The 19,250-nt window shown below is 70.5% G+C and carries 20 protein-coding genes; 11 read left to right on the top strand and 9 right to left on the bottom strand.

Annotated features, from left to right (window positions below; all coding sequences use genetic code 11):
- Nucleotides 1-12 precede the first annotated feature (12 nt).
- Both MWN52_RS14400 and MWN52_RS14395 read left to right on the top strand, forming a co-directional pair.
- The gene (locus tag MWN52_RS14400; protein ID WP_286575176.1) at nt 13-2,322 is read left to right on the top strand and encodes a TonB-dependent receptor; all 2,310 of its coding nucleotides are present in this window, start codon (nt 13-15) and stop codon (nt 2,320-2,322) included.
- 17 nt (nt 2,323-2,339) lie between these two features.
- Nucleotides 2,340-3,254 (top strand): tyrosine-protein phosphatase, encoded by a 915-nt coding sequence (locus MWN52_RS14395; RefSeq protein WP_286575175.1) that lies wholly within the window; start codon nt 2,340-2,342, stop codon nt 3,252-3,254.
- A 76-nt stretch (nt 3,255-3,330) separates the two neighbouring features.
- Here the strand turns inward: MWN52_RS14395 and MWN52_RS14390 are convergent, their stop codons facing one another.
- Complete coding sequence (locus MWN52_RS14390) at nt 3,331-4,281, bottom strand: helix-turn-helix domain-containing protein (RefSeq protein WP_286575174.1); 951 nt, start codon at nt 4,279-4,281, stop codon at nt 3,331-3,333.
- Nucleotides 4,282-4,375: 94 nt separating this feature from the next.
- Here MWN52_RS14390 and MWN52_RS14385 point away from each other — a divergent pair, with 94 nt between their 5' ends.
- Nucleotides 4,376-5,320: an isochorismatase family protein gene (locus MWN52_RS14385; protein ID WP_286575173.1), complete on the top strand. Its 945-nt coding sequence runs from the start codon at nt 4,376-4,378 to the stop codon at nt 5,318-5,320.
- A 15-nt stretch (nt 5,321-5,335) separates the two neighbouring features.
- On the opposite strand, the gene aroB is transcribed toward MWN52_RS14385, so the two are convergent.
- The 3 genes from aroB to MWN52_RS14370 form a co-directional block, all read right to left on the bottom strand.
- On the bottom strand, nt 5,336-6,448 hold the full coding sequence (gene aroB / locus MWN52_RS14380; protein WP_286575172.1) for a 3-dehydroquinate synthase: 1,113 nt from the start codon (nt 6,446-6,448) through the stop codon (nt 5,336-5,338).
- On the bottom strand, nt 6,445-6,990 hold the full coding sequence (locus MWN52_RS14375; RefSeq protein ID WP_130517171.1) for a shikimate kinase: 546 nt from the start codon (nt 6,988-6,990) through the stop codon (nt 6,445-6,447). The genes aroB and MWN52_RS14375 overlap by 4 nt, the downstream gene beginning before the upstream one ends.
- Before the next feature lie 64 nt (nt 6,991-7,054).
- Nucleotides 7,055-7,864: a kinase gene (locus tag MWN52_RS14370; RefSeq protein ID WP_286575171.1), complete on the bottom strand. Its 810-nt coding sequence runs from the start codon at nt 7,862-7,864 to the stop codon at nt 7,055-7,057.
- Nucleotides 7,865-7,912: 48 nt separating this feature from the next.
- Here MWN52_RS14370 and pdxH point away from each other — a divergent pair, with 48 nt between their 5' ends.
- Genes pdxH through MWN52_RS14355 form a run of 3 tightly spaced genes read left to right on the top strand, consistent with a single transcriptional unit; the run spans nt 7,913 to nt 9,844 of the window.
- Entirely contained in the window at nt 7,913-8,527 is a 615-nt protein-coding gene (gene pdxH / locus MWN52_RS14365) for a pyridoxamine 5'-phosphate oxidase (RefSeq protein WP_286575170.1), read from the top strand.
- 55 nt (nt 8,528-8,582) lie between these two features.
- Nucleotides 8,583-9,044 carry an aminoglycoside 6'-N-acetyltransferase gene (gene aac(6') / locus MWN52_RS14360; RefSeq protein ID WP_228257868.1) on the top strand — a complete coding sequence of 154 codons (462 nt, stop codon included), beginning with the start codon at nt 8,583-8,585 and terminating at the stop codon, nt 9,042-9,044.
- 5 nt (nt 9,045-9,049) lie between these two features.
- Nucleotides 9,050-9,844 (top strand): ABC transporter substrate-binding protein, encoded by a 795-nt coding sequence (locus MWN52_RS14355; protein ID WP_286577752.1) that lies wholly within the window; start codon nt 9,050-9,052, stop codon nt 9,842-9,844.
- A 3-nt stretch (nt 9,845-9,847) separates the two neighbouring features.
- On the opposite strand, the gene MWN52_RS14350 is transcribed toward MWN52_RS14355, so the two are convergent.
- Complete coding sequence (locus tag MWN52_RS14350) at nt 9,848-11,215, bottom strand: MFS transporter (protein WP_286575167.1); 1,368 nt, start codon at nt 11,213-11,215, stop codon at nt 9,848-9,850.
- A gap of 95 nt (nt 11,216-11,310) precedes the next feature.
- On the opposite strand from MWN52_RS14350, the gene soxR reads away from it, so the two are divergent.
- Nucleotides 11,311-11,745 (top strand): redox-sensitive transcriptional activator SoxR, encoded by a 435-nt coding sequence (gene soxR, locus MWN52_RS14345; protein ID WP_130517177.1) that lies wholly within the window; start codon nt 11,311-11,313, stop codon nt 11,743-11,745.
- Between the two features lie 19 nt (nt 11,746-11,764).
- On the opposite strand, the gene MWN52_RS14340 is transcribed toward soxR, so the two are convergent.
- From MWN52_RS14340 to MWN52_RS14330, 3 genes are all read right to left on the bottom strand, one after another.
- Nucleotides 11,765-12,235 (bottom strand): DUF4426 domain-containing protein, encoded by a 471-nt coding sequence (locus tag MWN52_RS14340; RefSeq protein WP_286575166.1) that lies wholly within the window; start codon nt 12,233-12,235, stop codon nt 11,765-11,767.
- A gap of 5 nt (nt 12,236-12,240) precedes the next feature.
- Nucleotides 12,241-13,092, bottom strand: coding sequence for a pyrroline-5-carboxylate reductase (gene proC, locus MWN52_RS14335; RefSeq protein ID WP_286575165.1), 852 nt, complete (start codon nt 13,090-13,092; stop codon nt 12,241-12,243).
- Between the two features lie 459 nt (nt 13,093-13,551).
- A complete protein-coding gene (locus MWN52_RS14330; RefSeq protein WP_425608041.1) occupies nt 13,552-14,232 on the bottom strand; it encodes a YggS family pyridoxal phosphate-dependent enzyme in 681 nt (226 codons plus the stop codon).
- Between the two features lie 101 nt (nt 14,233-14,333).
- On the opposite strand from MWN52_RS14330, the gene MWN52_RS14325 reads away from it, so the two are divergent.
- The 4 genes from MWN52_RS14325 (at nt 14,334) to MWN52_RS14310 (ending at nt 18,094) form a co-directional block, all read left to right on the top strand.
- A complete protein-coding gene (locus MWN52_RS14325) occupies nt 14,334-15,371 on the top strand; it encodes a type IV pilus twitching motility protein PilT (protein WP_130517185.1) in 1,038 nt (345 codons plus the stop codon).
- 127 nt (nt 15,372-15,498) lie between these two features.
- A complete protein-coding gene (locus MWN52_RS14320) occupies nt 15,499-16,629 on the top strand; it encodes a PilT/PilU family type 4a pilus ATPase (protein ID WP_130517187.1) in 1,131 nt (376 codons plus the stop codon).
- Between the two features lie 62 nt (nt 16,630-16,691).
- The gene (locus MWN52_RS14315) at nt 16,692-17,261 is read left to right on the top strand and encodes a hypothetical protein (RefSeq protein ID WP_286575161.1); all 570 of its coding nucleotides are present in this window, start codon (nt 16,692-16,694) and stop codon (nt 17,259-17,261) included.
- A 137-nt stretch (nt 17,262-17,398) separates the two neighbouring features.
- Nucleotides 17,399-18,094 carry a YitT family protein gene (locus tag MWN52_RS14310; RefSeq protein WP_337053951.1) on the top strand — a complete coding sequence of 232 codons (696 nt, stop codon included), beginning with the start codon at nt 17,399-17,401 and terminating at the stop codon, nt 18,092-18,094.
- 558 nt (nt 18,095-18,652) lie between these two features.
- On the opposite strand, the gene MWN52_RS14305 is transcribed toward MWN52_RS14310, so the two are convergent.
- On the bottom strand, nt 18,653-19,222 hold the full coding sequence (locus MWN52_RS14305) for a DNA-3-methyladenine glycosylase I (protein WP_286575160.1): 570 nt from the start codon (nt 19,220-19,222) through the stop codon (nt 18,653-18,655).
- Nucleotides 19,223-19,250 lie beyond the last annotated feature (28 nt).

The raw sequence follows: 19,250 nt of genomic DNA, 5'->3' as shown, positions 1-19,250 counted from the left end.
ATCCCCACCCTCATGCCTCCCACGCCACGTTCCCGTGCCCTGCGTCCGCAGGCGCTCGCGCTCTCCCTTGCCGCCTTGTTGCCTTCGCTGTCGCTGGCCCAGCAGCAGGATGCCTCCACCCAGGGCCCGGCTCCCGGCGCCTCCAGCGACAGCCGCGAGGCGGTCGAGCTGGACCAAGTCGTCGTCACCGCGCAGAAACGCGTCACCAACCTGCAGCAGACGCCGATCTCGGTCTCGGTCGCCGATGCCGAGGCCTTGAAGGACCGCAAGATCATCTCGCTGGGCAACCTGGCCGACGGCGCGATTCCCTCGTTGCGGGTCACGCCCTTCGCCACGCGCAGCTCTGCGCTGAACATCGGCATCCGCGGCATCGGCGCGGCCGCCGATGCCAACCAGCCGGCGCGCGACGCGGGCGTGGGCGTCTACGTCGATGGCGTCTTCCTCGGCCGCTCGCAGGGCCTGGGCGCCATGCTCTACGACGTGGAGCGCATCGAGGTGCTCAAGGGCCCGCAGGGCACGCTGTTCGGCCGCAACACCGAGGGCGGCGCGATCAGCATCGTGACCCGCCAGCCCACCGGCGAGCTCGGCGGCAGCGTCACCGCCGGGGTGTCCAACTACGGCGGCTACAACACCGGGCTGCACCTGGACCTGCCCAATGTCGGCGAGGTGAGCTTCAAGCTCGACGCGGTGCAGGCCAAGCGCGACGGCACCACGGACAATCCGATGCCGGGCCAGAAGGATTTCAACGCCTACTCCAAGCGCGGTGGGCGGCTGAGCGCGCTGTGGCAGCCCAGCGCGGGGTTCTCGGCGCTCTATGCCTACGACGATGCATACGACGCCACCACGCCGTACCACACCCAGGTGCTGGTGGCCGGCCCCTACGCCAGCCCGCTGCAGAAGGCCGGTGCCAGCACCGACCGGCGCGACAGCGCGATCCTCGGCGGCCCGCAGCGGCCCAATGTCGGCCGCACCGATGGCCACCTGCTCAACCTCAGCTGGGAGCTGAGCGACGCGCTGACGCTGAAGTCGATCAGCTCCTACCGGGAGCTGGAGCAGGGCCAGTTCGACATGGGCCTGATCGACGCGATCTCCACCTATTCGGGCGCGGGCCGGCCGTTCGCGCGCTACAGCCTGGCGCAGGTCTACCAGCACCAGTACAGCCAGGAGTTCCAGCTGATCGGCAACACCGCGCAGGTGGAGTATCTGGCCGGCGCGTTCTACTACCACGAGGCCGCCGGCGACAACGCGCAGACCCCGAACATGCTGGTGTGGGGACCCGGCGGCAACAGCTACACGCTCAATCCGGCGACCAATCCACTGGACCTGCGCAAGGTGACCATCGACCGCGCCAGCAAGGCCTGGACCGACAGCCTGGGCCTGTTCGGCCAGGCGACCTGGACGCCGGCGTCGCTGGAGCGCCTGCATCTGACCGCCGGTGGCCGTTTCACCCGCGACGACAAGAACGGCCGGCTGTACATCGTCAACGGCGCCAGCACGGGGCTGCGCTTCGACGATGCCTGGAGCCGGTTCGATCCGATGGTCAACATCGCCTACGACCTGGGCGCGCAGGCGATGGTCTATGCCAAGTACAGCACCGGCTTCAAGGCCGGCGGCGCCAACTCGCGCTCGACCAATTACACGGCCTTCGACCCGGAAGAGGTGACCGCCTACGAGCTGGGCCTGAAGTCGCAGTTCTGGGACAGCCGCGCCCGGTTCAACCTGGCGCTGTTCGATGCCACGGTCGAGCACAAGCAGGTGGACTTCACCCTGCCGTTCGATCCCAACAGCGGCGTCACCCGCACGACCGCGGTGACCACCAACGCGCTGGGCAAGGTCCAGTCGCGCGGCGCGGAGCTGGAGTTCTCGCTGATGCCGGTGGAGAACCTGACCCTGCGCCTGAGCCATGCCTATACCGACATCGACGCGTTGCGCACCGTCGACCCGTTCGGCGCCGGCGTGCAGGTGACGGTGCAGCCGCTGCTGGCGCCGAAGAACGCCAGCAGCCTGGCGGTGGACTACCTGGTGCCGCTGGCCAACGCCTCGGCGCTGAAGTTCCACCTGGACGGCAACTGGTCCGACGGCTTCTACACCTCCGAGTACGACCAGACGCTCACCGACCGCTCCACCGTGGTCAACGCGCGCGTCGCGCTGGTGGACGTGCCGATGGGCTCGGGCGGCGCGACGGCGGAGTTCTCGCTGTGGTCGCGCAACCTGCTCGACGAGCAGCACCTGTTCTACAAGCTCAACAGCGCCGCGCTCGGCCAGACCGGCATCTTCAACGATCCGCGCACGTTCGGCCTCGACGTGACCGTCCACTTCTGATCCACCGGAGTCCGCAGATGAAGCCTTCCCATTCCCCGCTGGTCCTGGCGATGGCGCTGCTGTGCGCCTGCGCGAGCCAGCAACCGGCCCGTTCCACGGCCGCCGCACCGGCCCCGCCGCCGCCCAATCCGCCCGCGGCGGCAAAGGCCGGCAACGTGCAGCCGCTGCCCGACGACGCGCGGCGCGTGGTGCCGCTGCAGGGCGTCTGGAACGCCCGCAGCTTCGCCGGCCTGCAGGGGCGCGATGGCCCGATCCCGGCGGACGCGTTCCTGCGCACCGCCGACCTGGGGCGCGCGACGGCCGCCGACCGCGACGCGCTGGCCAAGGCCGGCGTGCGCCTGGATATCGACCTGCGCACCGCCGACGAGCAGGCGCAGTCGCCCGACCTGCTCGCCAGCGATCCGCGCTTCGACTATCAGCGCATCTCGCTGATGGGCGTGGAGAAGATCGACCTGGGCCAGATGATGAGCGGCTTTCCCGATTCGCTGGGCGAGGCCTATGTGCAGTGGCTGGGCCGCAATCAGCCGCAGTTCCGCCAGGTCTTCACCCGGATCGCCGCGCAGGAGCAGGGCACGGTGCTGTTCCACTGCACCGCCGGCAAGGACCGCACCGGGGTGATCGCGGCCCTGCTGCTGGACCTGGCCGGGGTGTCGCACGACGACATCGTGCACAACTACGCCATCTCGGCCCATTACCTGGAGGGCCCGCCGAAGGACAACGCCATGAATGCGCAGCTCATGAGCGCGATCCAGGCCCATCCCGAGCTGGGTCGCAAGCTGGCCGGCATGGCCGGAACCGCGCCGCAGAACATGGAGCTTTTTCTGGCGACCCTGACGCGCCAGTACGGTGGCGCGGAGGGCTATCTGAAGACCATCGGCCTGAGCCAGGGCCAGATCGAGCGCTTGCGCGCGCGCCTGGGTCAGGCCGGCTGATCCGGAGGCCGCCGGGTAGCCTTAGCTGCGGCCGGCCCAGCCGCATGAAGCGTCTGGGCTCACCGGCAGCGATGGCTCAACCGCGAAAGCTGCGCCGATAGGCCGAGGGCGAAGTGCCGAGCGTCGCGGCGAAGCGCTGGCGCAGCGAGATGGCGCTGCCGAATCCCGCCTCGGCCGCGATGCGATCCAGCGCCAGGTCGCTGGTTTCCAGCAGCCGCTGCGCGCGCGCCAGGCGCTGGTGCGCCAGCCAGTCGCCGACGCTGGCGCCGGTCGCCTGGCGGAATCGCCGGGTGAAGGTGCGCCGGCTCATCAGCGCGCGCGCGGCCAGCGCGTCCACGTCCAGGCGCTGGTCCAGGTGCGTCATGGCCCATTCGAGGACCCGCGCCAGCCGTTCATCGCCCGGGTCGGTGGGCAGCGGCTGCTCGATGTACTGGGTCTGCCCGCCCTGGCGATGCGGCGCGACCACCAGCCGCCGCGCGATGCGGTTGGCCACCTCGGCGCCGTGCAGGCGGCGCACCAGATGCAGGCAGCAGTCGATGCCGGCCACGGTGCCGGCCGAGGTCAGCACGTCGCCGTCATCCACGTACAGCACATCCGGCTGCAGCCGCACCTGCGGATGGCGCCGGGCGAAGGTCTCCAGCGCGGCCCAGTGCGTGGTCGCCGGGCGGCCGTCGAGCAGCCCGGCATCGGCCAGCACGAAGGTGCCCAGGCACAGCCCCACCAGCCGCGCACCGGCGACGTGAGCGCGGCGCAGCGCGTCGATCAGCACGGCCGGCGCCGGTTCGTCCCGATCGCGCCAGGAGGGGACGATTACCGTGTCCGCGTCGTCCAGCCCCTCCAGTCCGTGGGCCGGCTGCACGCTGAAGCCGGCATCGGTGCGCAGCGGACCGGGCTCGGCCGCACAGACGCGCAGCTCGAAGGCGGGCAGGTCCGGCTCCGGGCGCGACTCGAACACCTGGCATGGCACGGCCAGGTGGAAGGGACTGATGCGGTCGAAGGCGACCACGGCGATGCGATGCGGCGACATGGCCCGATTCTATCGAAAGTCGCACATCGGGCCACTCGTCGACCCCGCGACCGGTGCCCAGACTGGCCGCCTTCTTCAACGAAAGGCTGCCGCCATGCCCGCTCCCCGTCGCGCCCTGCTGGTCATCGACGTCCAGAACGAATACTTCACCGGCCAGCTGCGCATCGCCCACCCGGCGGTGTCCACATCGCTGCCCAACATCGTCCGCGCCATCGACGTCGCCCGCGCACAGGGGGTACCGGTGGTTGTGTTCCAGCACACCATGGCGGCCGACGCACCGGTGTTCGCCGATGGCAGCGACACCTGGGCGCTGCATCCGGACGTGGCGGCCCGCCCGCGCGATCACCACCTCCTCAAGGCGCATCCCAGCGTGTTTACCGGCACCGACCTGGCCGCGTGGCTGGCCGCGCGCGACATCGATACCGTGACGGTGGTCGGCTACATGACCCACAACTGCAACGCATCCAGCGTCTTCGAGGCCTTCCATCGCGGCCTGTGCGTGGAAGTGCTCGGCGATGCCAGCGGCGCGCTGGCGTACGCCAACGCCGCCGGCCAGGCCAGCGCCGAGGAGATCCACCGCGTCTTCAGCGTGGTCTTCCACAGCAACTTCGCCGCCGTGGTGAGCACCGAGGCGTGGATCGCGGCGCTGCAGGCCGGCCAGGCGCTGCAGCCGGACAATGTGCTGAGCTCCCACCAGCGCGCGCGGTCCGCCACGGCCCAGCCGACGCCGACGGTGATCCGCAGCCGCGACTTCACCGGGACGCGCGCCTGGGAGGCCTTGCCGATCGCGCTGATCGACGGCGTCGGCGTGCGCCTGCACTGGACCGACCAGCCCTATGTCTGGCACGTCAACGACGGGCAGGAGGTCTTCGCCGTGCTCGACGGACGCGTGCGGATGCACTGGCGCCAGGACGGCGCCGAGCGGACCGCGCTGCTGGAAGCCGGCGATGTCTTCCACGCGCCGGAAGGCACCGAGCACGTCGCCCGTCCGCAGGGCGCGGCGCGCATCCTGGTGATCGAGCGCGAGGGCAGTGTCTAGCGGCGCGGCCTAGCTTCAGCCCATGCCGGCCAGCACCGGCAGCACCTGGGCCTCGTCCACGTCGGGCACCACCTCGGCCCTGCCGATGCCGCGCCACAGCACCAGGCGCAGGCGGCCGGCGATGTTCTTCTTGTCCAAGCGCATGCGCGCCAGCAGCGCCTGCGACGACAGGCCGGGCGGGATCTCGGTGGGCAGGCCGCAGGCGGTGAGCAGCGCGATCAGGCGTTCGGTGTCGGCGGCCTCGCTCATGCCCAGCCTGGCCGAGAGCCGCGCGGCCAGCACCATGCCCACGGCCACCGCCTCGCCGTGGTTGAGGTTGTCGTTGGCCACGCCGCCGTAGCCCTGTTCGGTCTCGATGGCGTGGCCGAAGGTATGGCCCAGGTTGAGCAGGGCGCGCTCGCCCTTCTCCAGCGGATCGCGCGCCACGATCGCGGCCTTGGCCTCGCAGCTGCGTGCGATGGCGGTGGCCAGCGCGCCGGCATCGCCGTCCAGCAGTGCGGTGTGCTCGGCCTCCAGCCACTCGAAGAACAGCGGATCGCCCAGCGCGCCGTACTTGACCACCTCGGCCAGGCCGGCACGCAGTTCGCGCGGCGGCAGCGTGGTCAGCGCGGTGGTGTCGGCGAACACCGCGCGCGGCGGATGGAAGGCGCCGACCAGGTTCTTGCCCTGCGGGATGTCCACCGCGGTCTTGCCGCCCACCGAGGAATCGACCATCGACAGCAGCGTGGTCGGTAGTTGCACCACGTCCACCCCGCGCATCCAGCACGCCGCGGCGAAACCGGCCAGGTCGCCGACCACGCCGCCGCCCAGGGCGAACACGCAGGCATCGCGGGTGGCGCCCAGTTCGGCCAGCGCCTCGATGGCCGCGCCAAAGTGGGCCAGCGTCTTGGACTCCTCGCCAGCCGGCAGCACGAAGCGCGCCAGCTGCAGCTCCGGGCGCGCCTCGCGCAGCGCCTGCGCCACCGCGTCGGCATACAGCGGCGCCACGTGGGTATCGCTGACCAGCAGCGCATGGCGGCCGCGCACGTGCTGGGCCAGTGCCTTGCCCGCGCGCAGCAGGCTGGGGCCAATGTGGATGGCGTAGGGCGCGTCGCCGCCGACGTGGACGGTCTGGGTGGCGGGGGTCATGCGGTGGAAGCTCCGGTGGGTTGCCAGTCGCGCGCCAGCCGCCCGACCAGGGCGGCGGTGGCTTCGCCCGGCGTGAGGCGGTCGGCGTCGAGCACCAGGTCGGCGACCTGGCGGTAGAGGGGATCGCGCACGGCGATCAGGTCGGTGAGCACCTGGCGGCGGTCGACGTTCTGCAGCAGCGGGCGGTTGCGGTCGCGGGCCACGCGCCGCAGCTGGGTCTCCACGTCCACGCGCAGATAGATGACGAAGCCGCGCGCCTGCATCAGCGCGCGGTTGTCCGCATCGAGCACCGCGCCGCCACCGCTGGCCACGACCTGGCCTTCGCCGGCCAGCAGCTGCGCCAGCGCCGCGCGTTCGCGGGCGCGGAAGCCGGCCTCGCCCTCGTGCTCGAAGATCTCCGGGATGCTCGACCCGGCGGCCTCGACCACGGCGTGGTCTGCATCGACGAAGCGCAGGCCGAAGCGTTCGGCGATGCGGCGGCCGATCGAGGTCTTGCCGGCGCCCATCGGGCCGACCATCACGAGGTTGGGGGCGGGATTCATCGCTCCGGATGATACTGGCGCCTCGCGCGCACCGGCCACGGCCGTTGCAGGCGAAACTGCGGCTTCAGCCGGCGATCACCCGCCGCTGCGCGTCCACGCGGACCACGTGGTCGGCCAGCGTCGGCAGGGTGCGCAGCGCCTGGCGGCTGACGCGCTCGTAGTGCTGGACGAAGCGCTCCAGCTGCGGGCGGGTCATGGCGGCGCGTTCGGGATGCTCGGCTTGTAGGCCTTCTTCGGCCTGCCAGCGCCAGTCCACGACATGCTCGAAGCCGGGCGGCTGCAGGAACCACAGCGTGTCGCAGGTCCGCCACAGCGCCGGGTAGTCGCGCGCCAGCGCGGCGTTGCAGTGGCTGCGCCAGGTGGCGTCGCGGTCCTCGTCGCGCTCCAGCGCGTTGATCGGCGCCACCAGGGCGGCCTGCGCCTGGGCCGGCGTGCCCAGGCACCAGCCCTCGAAGATCACCAGATCCACCGGCCCGTCCAGCCGCGGCCAGGTCGATTCGGCCGCGCGGTCGTCGGCCAGCTTGTCGAAGCGTGGCAGCGCCACCGGGCGGCCCTCGCACAGGGCCTGCAGCGTGTGCAGGGCCAGCGGCAGGTCGTGGGTGCCGGGCGGGCCGCGGGTGACCAGCAGCGGGTGCACCTGGCGTGCCAGGGCCTGGCGCGCGGCGCGGGTCAGGTAGAAGTCGTCCAGCGACAGCACCGCGCTGCGCAGGCCTTCGCGCTGCGCCGCCTGCGCCAGCTGCGCGGCCAGCGTGGACTTGCCGGTGCCCTGCAGCGCCGACAGGCCCCAGACCGGCACCGCCTGCGGCAGCGCGCGCGCGCTGCGCAGCGCCGCGGACACCAGCGAATCGGGGAAGCCGTGCGTGGGATGCGTCATCGGGCGACAATAGCGCACCGCCCGCGGGCCGCTGCCGTATCCAACCAGATGAGCGAAGTGCAAGTCGATCTGTACGCCCAAGCCCTGAACACCTTTTCGGCCCTGTACGAAGAAGCCCGCCAGAGCGGCACCGAGCCCGAGTACAACGCCATGAGCGTGGCCACCGCCACGCTGGACGGTCAGCCCTCGCTGCGCACCGTGCTGCTCAAGGCGCACGACGCGCGCGGCCTGGTGTTCTACAGCCATCTGGACAGCCAGAAGGGCCGCGAGTTGCAGGCCAATCCGCGCGCGGCGCTGCTGCTGCTGTGGCGCACGCTGCGCGAGGCCGGCATCCAGGTGCGCATCGAAGGCGCCGTGCAGCTGGTCACCGACGCCGAGGCCGACGCCTACTTCGCCACGCGTCCGCGCGAGAGCCAGCTCGGCGCCTGGGCCTCGGCGCAGTCGCACACGCTGAAGGACGCGGCCGAATTCCACGATCGCCTGGCCCAGGTCGAGGCTGAGTTCGACGGCGGCCCGGTGCCGCGTCCGGATGGCTGGACCGGGTTTCGCGTGGTGCCGGACAGCTTCGAGTTCTGGTACGGGGCCAGGTTCCGCCTGCACGAGCGCTGGCGCTACGAGCGCGCGCCGGACGGCCACTGGTCCAAGCGGATGCTGTTTCCTTGATCGGCCGCCTGCGGCGCCTGCCGGTGCGTCGGCCGACCGTCTTGTTGCCGCTGTCTTGAGCGCCGCGTTCTCGATCCGCGCGGCCAGCGCGCAGGACCTGCGCGCCTGGGCCAGCCTGCAGGGCGAGCTGTGGCCCGACCAGGACCTGGACGCCCGCGCGCACGTGGCCGAGGCGCTGCAGCGCGCCGATGCCGGCAACTTCCTCGCCTTCGCCGCGGACGGCACGGCGGTCGGCTTCGCCGAGGCTGCGCTGCGCAACGACTACGTCAACGGCACCGACAGCTCGCCGGTGGCCTTCCTGGAGGGCTGGTACGTCAATGCGCACTGGCGCGGCCAGGGCGTCGGACGCGCGCTGCTGTCGGCGGTACGGCACTGGGCGCAGGCGCAAGGCTGTACCGAGCTGGCCTCCGATACCGCGCTGGACAATGTGGCCGCGCAGCGCGCGCACGCCGCGTGCGGCTTCGCCGAGACCGAGCGCGTGGTGTACTTCCGCATGGCGCTGGACGACGAGGCCTGATGGCGATCGGCCCGCGCCGCATCGTCTGCCTCACCGAGGAGCCCTGCGAAACGCTGTACGCGCTGGGCGAATCGGCGCGCATCGTCGGCATCAGCGGCTTCACCGTGCGCCCGCCGCAGGCGCGGCGCGAGAAGCCCAAGGTCGCCGCGTTCACCAGCGCCAGCATCGACAAGATCCTGGCGCTCAAGCCTGAACTGGCGATCGGCTTCTCCGACATCCAGGCCGAGATCGCCGCCGCCCTGGTCAAGGCCGGCGTGGAGGTGTGGATCGCCAACCATCGCAGCGTGGCGGGCATCGTCGATTACGTGCGCCGCCTGGGCGCGCTGGTCGGCTGCGCGGCGCGCGCCGAGGCGTATGCCGACGCGCTCGAGCGCGGCCTCGATGCCATCCGGGCGCAGGCCGCGTCGCTGCCGCGGCGGCCGACGGTGTACTTCGAGGAATGGGACCAGCCGCTGATCACCGGCATCCAGTGGGTGGCCGAGCTGATCGAGATCGCCGGCGGCCGCGACGCCTTCCCCGTGCTGTCGCGCGAGCCGCTGGCCAAGGGCCGCATCCTGGCCGATGGCGCGCCGGTGATCGCCGCGGCGCCGGACATCATCCTGGGCTCCTGGTGCGGCAAGCGCTTCCGCCCCGAGCAGGTGGCCGCGCGGCCGGGCTGGGAGTCGATCCCGGCGGTGCGCGAGGGCCAGCTGCACGAGATCAAGTCGCCGCTGATCCTGCAGCCCGGCCCGGCCGCGCTGACCGATGGCGTGCAGGCGATCGCCGCGATCATCCAGGCCTGGAGCCGGCGAACGCGCTGACGCTCAGGCGGCCGCGGTGCGGCGCGCCAGCCACAGCGCCAGGCCCGCGCAGCCCAGCGACAGCGCGAACGGCGCCGCCTGCGCCAGCAGCGGCGCGCGCGCCAGCAGGGCGGCGAACACCGCCCCGCCGACGGTCAGCATGGTGGCCACCGTCACCGCTTCGCACAGCTGCAGCGCGGCGCTGTTGCGGCCCTGCTCGGCCGGCGGCGACAGCGCCAGGGTCAGCACCGACAGGCTGGCATAGAGCAGGCCCATGCCCAGTCCGGTGCAGGCCCAGCCGAGGACCGGCACCAGGACCGGCAGCGCCGGCCAGGCCACGGCGACGGTGGTGGCCACGCCGATCGCCAGCAGCGCGCAGCCCGTGCGCACCAGGGTCTGGCGGCGCAGGCGCGTCTGGTGGCCCTGGAACCACGAGCCGCAGAACCAGCCCAGCGCGCCCACGCTCAGCGCGATGCCGGCCCGGCTGGGCGACAGGCCGTGGGCCTGGCCCAGCACCAGCGGCAGGAAGGCCTCGCTACCGAAGAACGCCGCCGCGGCCACGCCGCGCAGGCCGACCACGCTGGCCAGCCCGCGCGCGCCGCGCAGCGTCCCGCGCGGCAGCAGCCGCCAGACGCTGACCAGCAGCGCCAGGGCAGGCAGCAGCACCAGCGCGGCGCGTGCGCCCGGCAGGTGGGCGGCCACGGACAGCGCGCATACGCCGATCGCCGCGCCGACGGCCCAGCCGATCGCATGTCCCGGCGCGCTCGCCTGCGTCGGCGCGGGCAGGGCGGCCAGCGCGGGACGCAGCAGCCAGGCCGCCGGAAGCGCCAGCACCGGCACCGCCAGGAACACCCAGCGCCAGCCCAGGTGCTCGACCACCAGCCCGCTCAAGGCCGGACCGATCAGCGATGGCACCACCCAGCCCGCGGAGAACGCCGCGAAGATCTTCGGCCGCAGCGCCTGCGGATACTGCCGGCCGACCAGCACGTACAGCGATACCGACAGCGCGCCGGCGCCCAGGCCCTGCACCAGGCGCCCTGCGATCAGCATCGGCATGCCGATCGCCAACCCGGCCAGCAGCAGGCCCACGACGAAGCAGGCCAGCCCGCCCCACAGCGCACCGGCCGGGCCGCGCCGGTCGCACCAGCGCCCGGCCACGGTCATGCCGACCACGCTGGTGGCCAGCGTGCTGCCGAAGGCGAAGGCATACAGCGGCAGGCCGTTCAGCGCCGTGGCCACCGTCGGCATCGCCGCGGCGATGGCCAGGGCCTCGAAGGCGCTGAGCGAGACCAGCGCGACCATGCCCAGCGTCGTGGCCCGGTAGCGCGGCGCCAGGACCGAAGTGACGGCGATGCCCTGCTCGGGCTTGGAAGTGGAAACGGAAGCACGCATACGAACTTTGCTCTCTAGGCGCCGCGGCGGACACGCTTGCCTGGCGGCGGCGGGGACGGCAGCATGCAACCTCAACTTTGCTTGAGGTCAAGCCAATGCAGGAACTGGCGGTCGGCGAGGTGGCCCAGCGCAGCGGCATGGCGGTGTCGGCGCTGCACTTCTACGAGAAGAAAGGATTGATCCGCAGCCTGCGCACCGCCGGCAACCAGCGGCGCTACCGGCGCGATGTGCTGCGGCGTCTGGCGGTGATCCGCGTGGCCCAGCGCGTGGGCGTGCCGCTGGAATCGGTGCGGCGCGCCTTCGACGCGTTGCCCGAATCGCGCACGCCGACCCGCGCCGAATGGGCGCGCATGTCGGCCGCCTGGAAGCACGAGCTGGATCAGCGCATCCTCGCCCTGCACCAGTTGCGCGACCAGCTCACCGACTGCATCGGCTGCGGCTGCCTGTCCCTGCGCCGCTGCCGGCTGAGCAATCCGGGCGATGCGCTGGGCGCCCAGGGCGATGGCCCGCAGCGGTGGCAGGTGGAGTAGGGGCGCCTTCGAGGGCGCTTCAGAAACTGCGTTCGAAGCGCAGCGGGCCGCCGCCGATGTCGCTGGCCACGTCCAGCTCGAAGCGCAGCGTGTCGCGCGGGCTGATCTCCACGCTGCCGACCTGATCCACGGCATCGCCGGTCCGCACCGGCTTGAAGGTGATCTGCTGGCGACGGCCGGACAGATCCACCGCCACACCGCGCACGCTGCCCTGGACCGGCACCTCGTCGTCGCCCTGCCGCTGCCGCAGCGCCACGATCACCAGCGCCCGGCCGGCGCCGCGGTCCAGTCCGTAGGCCTCGGCCGCCGATTCGGGCAGGGCCAGGCTGGGCAGCGCGTTGTAGCGCACCTGCAGCGCGCCCAGCGTGCGCACGCTGTCCACCGGCGCCACCGGCTGCACGCGCTGCGGCGCCTGCCCGCCTGAACACCCCGCCAGCGCCAGCAGGCTCGCCAGCGGCAGGACCAAGCGCGAGCGCGGACGCGCGGACATGGCGATCAGTCGTTGGCCGCCGACAGCTCGCCGCCGCGACGTGCGGCCGCGGCGATGGCCTGCGCGGTCAGCGCCTCGAAGCCACCGGCCTGGAAGGTCTCGATCGCGGCCTGGGTGGTGCCGTTGGGCGAGGTCACGCGCCGGCGCAGTTCGGCCGGCGGTTCGCCCGCCTCGGTCAGCATGCGCGCCGCGCCGAGCACGGTCTGCAGCGTCAGCGCACGCGCCGCTTCGGCGGGCAGGCCCTGGGCGATGCCGGCCGCCTCCATCGCCTCGGCCAGCAGAAAGACATAGGCCGGCCCGCTGCCGGACACGGCGGTGACCGCATCCATCTGCGCCTCGGTGTCGATCCACACGGTCGGGCCGGCGCTGGAGAGCAGGGCATCGGTGCGCGCACGTCCGGCGTCGTCGACCTGCGGCGTGGCGAACAGACCGGTCACGCCCGCCCCCAGCATCGCCGGCGTGTTGGGCATGGCGCGCACCACCGCGACCTCGCCACCCAGCCAGCGCGAGAGCTGCGCGGCGGTGATGCCTGCGGCGATCGAGACCACCAGCGGTCTGGCCGACTGCGCCCCAGTGGCCAGGCCTTCGCACACCCCGCGCATCACCTGCGGCTTGACCGCGAACAGCCACAGCGAGGCGCCCCGCACGGCCTCGCCGGCCTCCGCGAACACCTGCACGCCGAACTGCCGGGCCAGGCCCTCGCGCAGCTCGGCCACCGGCTCGGCCACGCGGATGCTGGCCGGCGCCGCCCCGCGCGCGATCAGCCCACCGATCAGACTGCGCGCCATGTTGCCGCCGCCGATGAAGGCGACCGTGTCGACGGCCGGCGCTGCGGATTCGGAACTCGATACGGTCATGGCGGCCTGATGCCCGGTGCGGTGAAGGATCGCCCGGATTATCGCCGTTCCCGGCGCAGGGATGTGGAGGCATCTTTTAGGAGTCTCTTCCCTCTTTGAAGCCTCTTCCCACCTGTAGAGCGGAGCTTGCTCCGCTGCTCTTCGTTCGGTTCGTGGGAAGGCCCCAGCGGAGCAAGCTCCGCTCTACAGGCAGGCCGCTGCGAGAACTGCGGCAAGGCGTGGCGCATTCATGTAGTCGCTTCGCCTTGCTCCTGTGGGAGCCGCCATGGCGGCGATGGGGCTTTCCCGGTAGAGCCTCGCGCCGCCATTGGCCAAAAAGCCAGGAGGGCGGCTCTTACCTGTAGAGCGGAGCTTGCTCCGCTGCTCTTCGTTCGGTTCGTGGGAAGGCCCCAGCGGAGCAAGCTCCGCTCTACAGGCAGGCGGCCGCGAGACTTGAGAGACAGGGGCTCCCACCAAGCTTCAGGCCTTGACCGGCCGCGCGCCGAACAGGGCGGTGCCCACCCGCACCATCGTCGCCCCCTCGGCCACGGCCAGCGCGCAGTCCTCGCTCATCCCCATCGACAGCGTATCCACGCCTGCGTGGCGCGCCGCCAGCGCATCGAACAGCTGTTTCATGCGCACGAACGCTGCCCGCCGCAGCGCCGGATCCTCGTGCGGCGCCGGGATCGCCATCAGCCCGCGCAGCGCCAGCCGCGGCTGCGCGGCGATCGCCTCGGTCAGCGACTCGACCGACTCCGGCGCACAGCCATGCTTGCTGGATTCATCGTCGATGTTGACCTGGATCAGCACGTTGAGCGGCCCGCGCTGCGGCGACCGCGCCGCCGCCAGGGCCGCGACCAGCTTGGGCCGGTCCACGGTCTGCACCCAGTCGAACAGCTCGGCCGCCAGGGCCGCCTTGTTGGACTGCAGATGGCCGATCAGATGCCACTCCAGCGCCAGCGCGGACAGCTCGGCCCGCTTGGCCTGCGCCTCCTGCACATAGTTCTCGCCGAACACGCGCTGGCCCGCGGCGGCCAACTCGGCCACCGCCTGCGCCGGATGAAACTTGGACACGGCCACCAGCGTGGGCATGGGCCGCTTGGCCGCGTCGGCTGCGTTCCGCAGCCTGTTCAGGGTGTCGCTCAGACGCTCGGAAAGCACGGTAAACAGGCCCGTTGGCAGTGTCGGGAAGGGCGCTATACTGCCTTTCGGGGATGTAGGGTTCCAGTTCGCAACACTTTCCACAGGGGCAAACCAGACGCATGGATATCGCCGAACTACTGGCCTTCTCGGTCAAGAACAAGGCCTCGGACCTGCATCTGTCCGCCGGGCTGCCGCCGATGATCCGCGTGGATGGCGACGTGCGCCGCATCAACATCCCCGCCCTGGACCACAAGCAGGTCCACGCGCTGGTCTACGACATCATGTCGGACAAGCAGCGCCGCGATTACGAGGAATTCCTCGAGGTCGACTTCTCCTTCGAGATCCCCTCGCTGGCGCGCTTCCGCGTCAACGCCTTCAACCAGAACCGCGGCGCCGGCGCGGTGTTCCGCACCATCCCGTCCGAGGTGCTGACCCTGGAGGACCTGGCCTGTCCGCCGCTGTTCCGCGAGATGGTGCAGCAGCCGCAGGGCCTGATCCTGGTGACCGGACCGACCGGCTCGGGCAAGTCGACCACCCTGGCGGCGATGATCGACTACATCAACAAGAGCGAATACGGCCACATCCTCACCGTCGAGGACCCGATCGAATTCGTCCACACCTCGCAGAAGTGCCTGATCAACCAGCGCGAGGTGCACCGCGACACGCACGGCTTCAACGAAGCGCTGCGCTCGGCGCTGCGCGAGGACCCCGACTACATCCTGGTCGGCGAGTTGCGCGACCTGGAGACCATCCGCCTGGCGCTGACCGCCGCGGAAACCGGCCATCTGGTGTTCGGCACCCTGCACACCAGCTCGGCGGCCAAGACCATCGACCGCATCATCGACGTGTTCCCCGCCGGCGAGAAGCCGATGGTGCGCTCGATGCTGTCCGAATCGCTGCGCGCGGTAATCAGCCAGGCGCTGCTGAAGAAGGTCGGCGGTGGCCGCACCGCCGCCTGGGAAATCATGGTCGGCACCCCGGCCATCCGCAACCTGATCCGCGAGGACAAGGTCGCGCAGATGTACTCGGCCATCCAGACCGGCCAGCAGTACGGCATGATGACCCTGGACCAGCACCTGCAGGACCTGGTCAAGCGCAGCCAGATCACGCGCCATCAGGCCAAGGAATACGCCAAGGACAAGCGGTTGTTCGAGTAAGGCCGGGAATTGGGAGTAGGGAATCGGGAATGGGGCAGGCCGCCATCCCGCGCTTTCCGCTCCCGTGGTGCCCGCAGCCGCGATTCCCGATTCTCCATTCCCGATTCCCAGCTCCGAAGGAGCAAGCATGAGCGCCATCGACTTCACCTCGTTCCTCAAGCTGATGGCGCATCAGAAGGCGTCGGACCTGTTCATCACCTCGGGCATGCCGCCGTCGATCAAGGTGCACGGCAAGCTCACTCCGATCACGCAGACGCCGCTGACGCCGCAGCAGTCGCGCGACCTGGTGCTCAACGTCATGACCCCCGCCCAGCGCGAGGAGTTCGAGAAGACCCACGAGTGCAACTTCGCCATCGGCGTGGCCGGCGTGGGCCGCTTCCGCGTGAGCTGCTTCTACCAGCGCAACCAGGTGGGCATGGTGCTGCGCCGGATCGAGACCAAGATCCCCAGCGTCGATGAGCTCAACCTGCCGCCGGTCATCAAGACCCTGGCGATGACCAAGCGCGGCATCATCATCTTCGTCGGCGCCACCGGCACCGGCAAGTCGACCTCGCTGGCGGCGATGATCGGCTACCGCAACCAGAACTCGACCGGTCACATCATCACCATCGAGGACCCGATCGAGTTCGTGCACAAGCACGAGGGCTGCATCATCACCCAGCGCGAGGTCGGCATCGACACCGACAGCTGGGAGAACGCGCTGAAGAACACCCTGCGCCAGGCGCCGGACGTGATCATGATCGGTGAGGTGCGCACCCGCGAGGGCATGGACCACGCCATCTCCTTCGCCGAGACCGGCCACCTGGTGCTGTGCACCCTGCACGCCAACAACGCCAACCAGGCGATGGACCGCATCATCAACTTCTTCCCCGAGGACCGCCGCAGCCAGCTGCTGATGGACCTCTCGCTCAACCTCAAGGGCGTGGTCGCCCAGCAGCTGGTCCCGACCCCCGACGGCAAGGCGCGCCGGGTGGCGATGGAGATCATGCTGGGCACGCCGCTGATCCAGGACTACATCCGCGACGGCGAGATCCACAAGCTCAAGGAAGTGATGAAGGAGTCCACCAACCTGGGCATGAAGACCTTCGACCAGAGCCTGTTCGAGCTCTACCAGGCCGGCGAGATCTCCTACGAGGACGCCCTGCGCTACGCCGATTCGCAGAACGAGGTGCGCCTGCGCATCAAGCTGGCCCAGGGCGGCGACGCGCGCACCCTGGCCCAGGGCCTGGACGGCGTCGAGGTCGCCGAGGCGCGCTGAGCGCAATGATTCAAGGGACCGCGGTGCCCAAGGGGCACTGCCACTGACGACAGGGGATGTTGATGGAACTACAGGCGGAAAATCCGTATCAGGCGCCTCGGGCGCCGCTCGACAGTGTGTCCGCCGGCCCGTCCAGGACGGTGCCTTTGCTTTATGCGCCGGCGACCTGGAAGTTCCTGCTGCTGTCCTTTGGCACGCTGGGCCTCTATCTCATCATCTGGTTCTACCGCAACTGGGTTGCCTTGCGGCGCGCCCGGCAGGTCGATCTCTGGCCGGTACCGCGCGCGATTTTCTCGGGCATCACCGCCTACTTCTGCTTCGAGCAGATGGAAGATCTGCTCGCCAAGCGGATGGGGCGCCGAGCTCCGCAGCTCAATGGCGGGCTGATGGCGTTCCTGTACTTCATCCTTTGCGTGACCTCGCGCCTGCCGCATCCCATCTGGATGATCTCCCTGCTTGCGCCGCTTCCGGTGCTCTGGGTCAACCTGCGGGTGCGCGCGGCCCACCTGGCCAGCAGCGAAGAGATCTGCGCGGACGATCCCCTGTCCTGGGGGGCCTGGATTCTGGTGGCGTTTGGCCTCCTCTTCTGTGCGCTGGCCCTGGTCGGCTTGCTGCTGCCGGATCCGGGCTAAGCGGTTTCCGGCGTAACGAAAGTCGGGACTTGGCTCGCTAAACTGCACGCGCCCCCTCCCTGCTGCCGCCCGCCGTGACACCTGCCAAGCCGCCTTCCGACGCTTCTGCCCTCGATACGCCCGCGCAGGAGATCGGCCTGGACGATGGCGGCGCCGATCATTCGCCGCCGGGCGTGGTGGTCACCTCGGGGCCGCTGACGCCGCCGCCGGATTCGGAAGGCACGGTGGCCGACGATCGGGCCTTCCACCACTCCGTGGCCGAGGACGTGCAGGGCATGGTGCTGGCCACGCTGACCGCCTCGCTGGGACTGGCGGTGTTCGCCAAGGGCGGGCTGATGATCGGCGGCATGGCGGGCGTGGCCTTCCTGGCGCATTACACCTTCGGCTGGAACTTCGGCCTGATGTTCGTGCTGGTGAACCTGCCGTTCTACTGGCTCTCGGTGCGACGCATGGGCTGGGAGTTCACCCTCAAGACCTTCGTGGCGGTCGGCGCCTGCGGCGTGCTCACCGACCTGCTGCCGCACTGGGCACCGTACGCGCAGATGACGCCGCTGTACTCGGCGCTGGTCGGTGGCGCGTTGGTCGGCATGGGCATCCTGTTCTTCATCCGCCACCACGCCAGCCTGGGCGGCGTGGGCATCCTGGCCGTCTACCTGCAGCGCACGCGCGGCATCAGCGCGGGCAAGGTGCAGATGACCTTCGATGCGGTGCTGATGGGCGTGGCCTGCTTCACGCTGGCGCCGTCGAAGGTGCTGTACTCGGCGCTGGGCGCGGTGGTGCTGAGCCTGGTGCTGATGTTCAACCATCGGCCGCATCGGTATATGGGCGTTTGAAGCGGGCGCCGTGAGCGAGCGTGCTGGATGCGCAGCTCAGTGGAAGGCCGCTTGAATCTTTGAGTCGTCATTACCGCGAACGCGGGAATCCAGGGACGTTGCTTTTCGGCTTTGAGTACGTGACTTCGCTGGTCCCCAGGCGTCATACGCTGCCGTTGAGGCGGCTCACCACGTGCCGTGGAATTTGCAGGGACTCATGTCCCTTCCCAGCATACGACGCATTGATATGTGGGGCCTTGCGTCAGCGACATCGGTCGGCTCTGCGTGTTCCGTCCAGTCTTCTCGCCGTGTCTTGCGCGGACGGATGGGAAGCAGCAAAAGCGAAAAGCGCAAAGTCCCTGGATTCCCGCTTTCGCGGGAATGACGGAATGGGGTGAACGACGAGGTTCAAGTGCTCGCGGGAATGACGGAGTAGCGAGGGCGACGAGGTCCCGCTTCCGTGAGAGCGACGGAGTAGCGCGAACCGCGAGATTCGCGCATTTGCAGGGAGTGGAGCGAACGATGAAGTGCCCGTGTCCGCGGGGAGTGGGGCTAGGGACAAGTGAGGAGGCGCTGGCGCTACTTCTTCGTCTTCGCCGACCTCAGTGGCTTGCCCGCCTGCATCCATGCCGGCTTGTGCCTGGCCGCCGCGGCGAACGCCGGGCAGCCTTCGTGGTGCGCGCCCGGCAGGTAGCCCAGGCTCATCAGGAACTCGCCGGTGATCTCGCCGCCGGTGAAGCGGAAGGTCCGCTTGAACAGCTTCACCCAGTCCGCCTTCTCCAGCGGGTGGTGGGCGTCGAGCCAGGCGGCGAAGCTGCCGTGCGAGGCGCGCAGGGTCTGGATGACCTGGGCGTTGTGGATCGCGGCCAGCACCTTGAGGCGGTTGCGGATGATGCCGGCGTCGGCCAGCAGCCGCGCGATGTCGGCCTCGCCGTAGGCGGCCACCCGGTCCACGTCGAAGCCGCTGTAGGCGGCGCGGAACGCGGCGCGCTTGCGCAGGATGGTCTCCCAGCTCAGGCCGGCCTGGTTGATCTCCAGCAGCAGGCGCTCGAACAGCACCGACTCCTCGCGCTGCGGAAAGCCGTACTCGGTGTCGTGGTAGTCGCCGTGGATCGGGTGGCCGAGGGCGATGGCGCAGTAGCCGCTCATGGGGGCAGTCCGGGTCGGTGAAGGGAGG

This window comes from Pseudoxanthomonas winnipegensis (genome assembly GCF_030322905.1).
In the GTDB taxonomy this organism is placed as follows: domain Bacteria; phylum Pseudomonadota; class Gammaproteobacteria; order Xanthomonadales; family Xanthomonadaceae; genus Pseudoxanthomonas_A; species Pseudoxanthomonas_A winnipegensis.
This window is presented reverse-complemented; position numbering and strand designations above follow the sequence as displayed.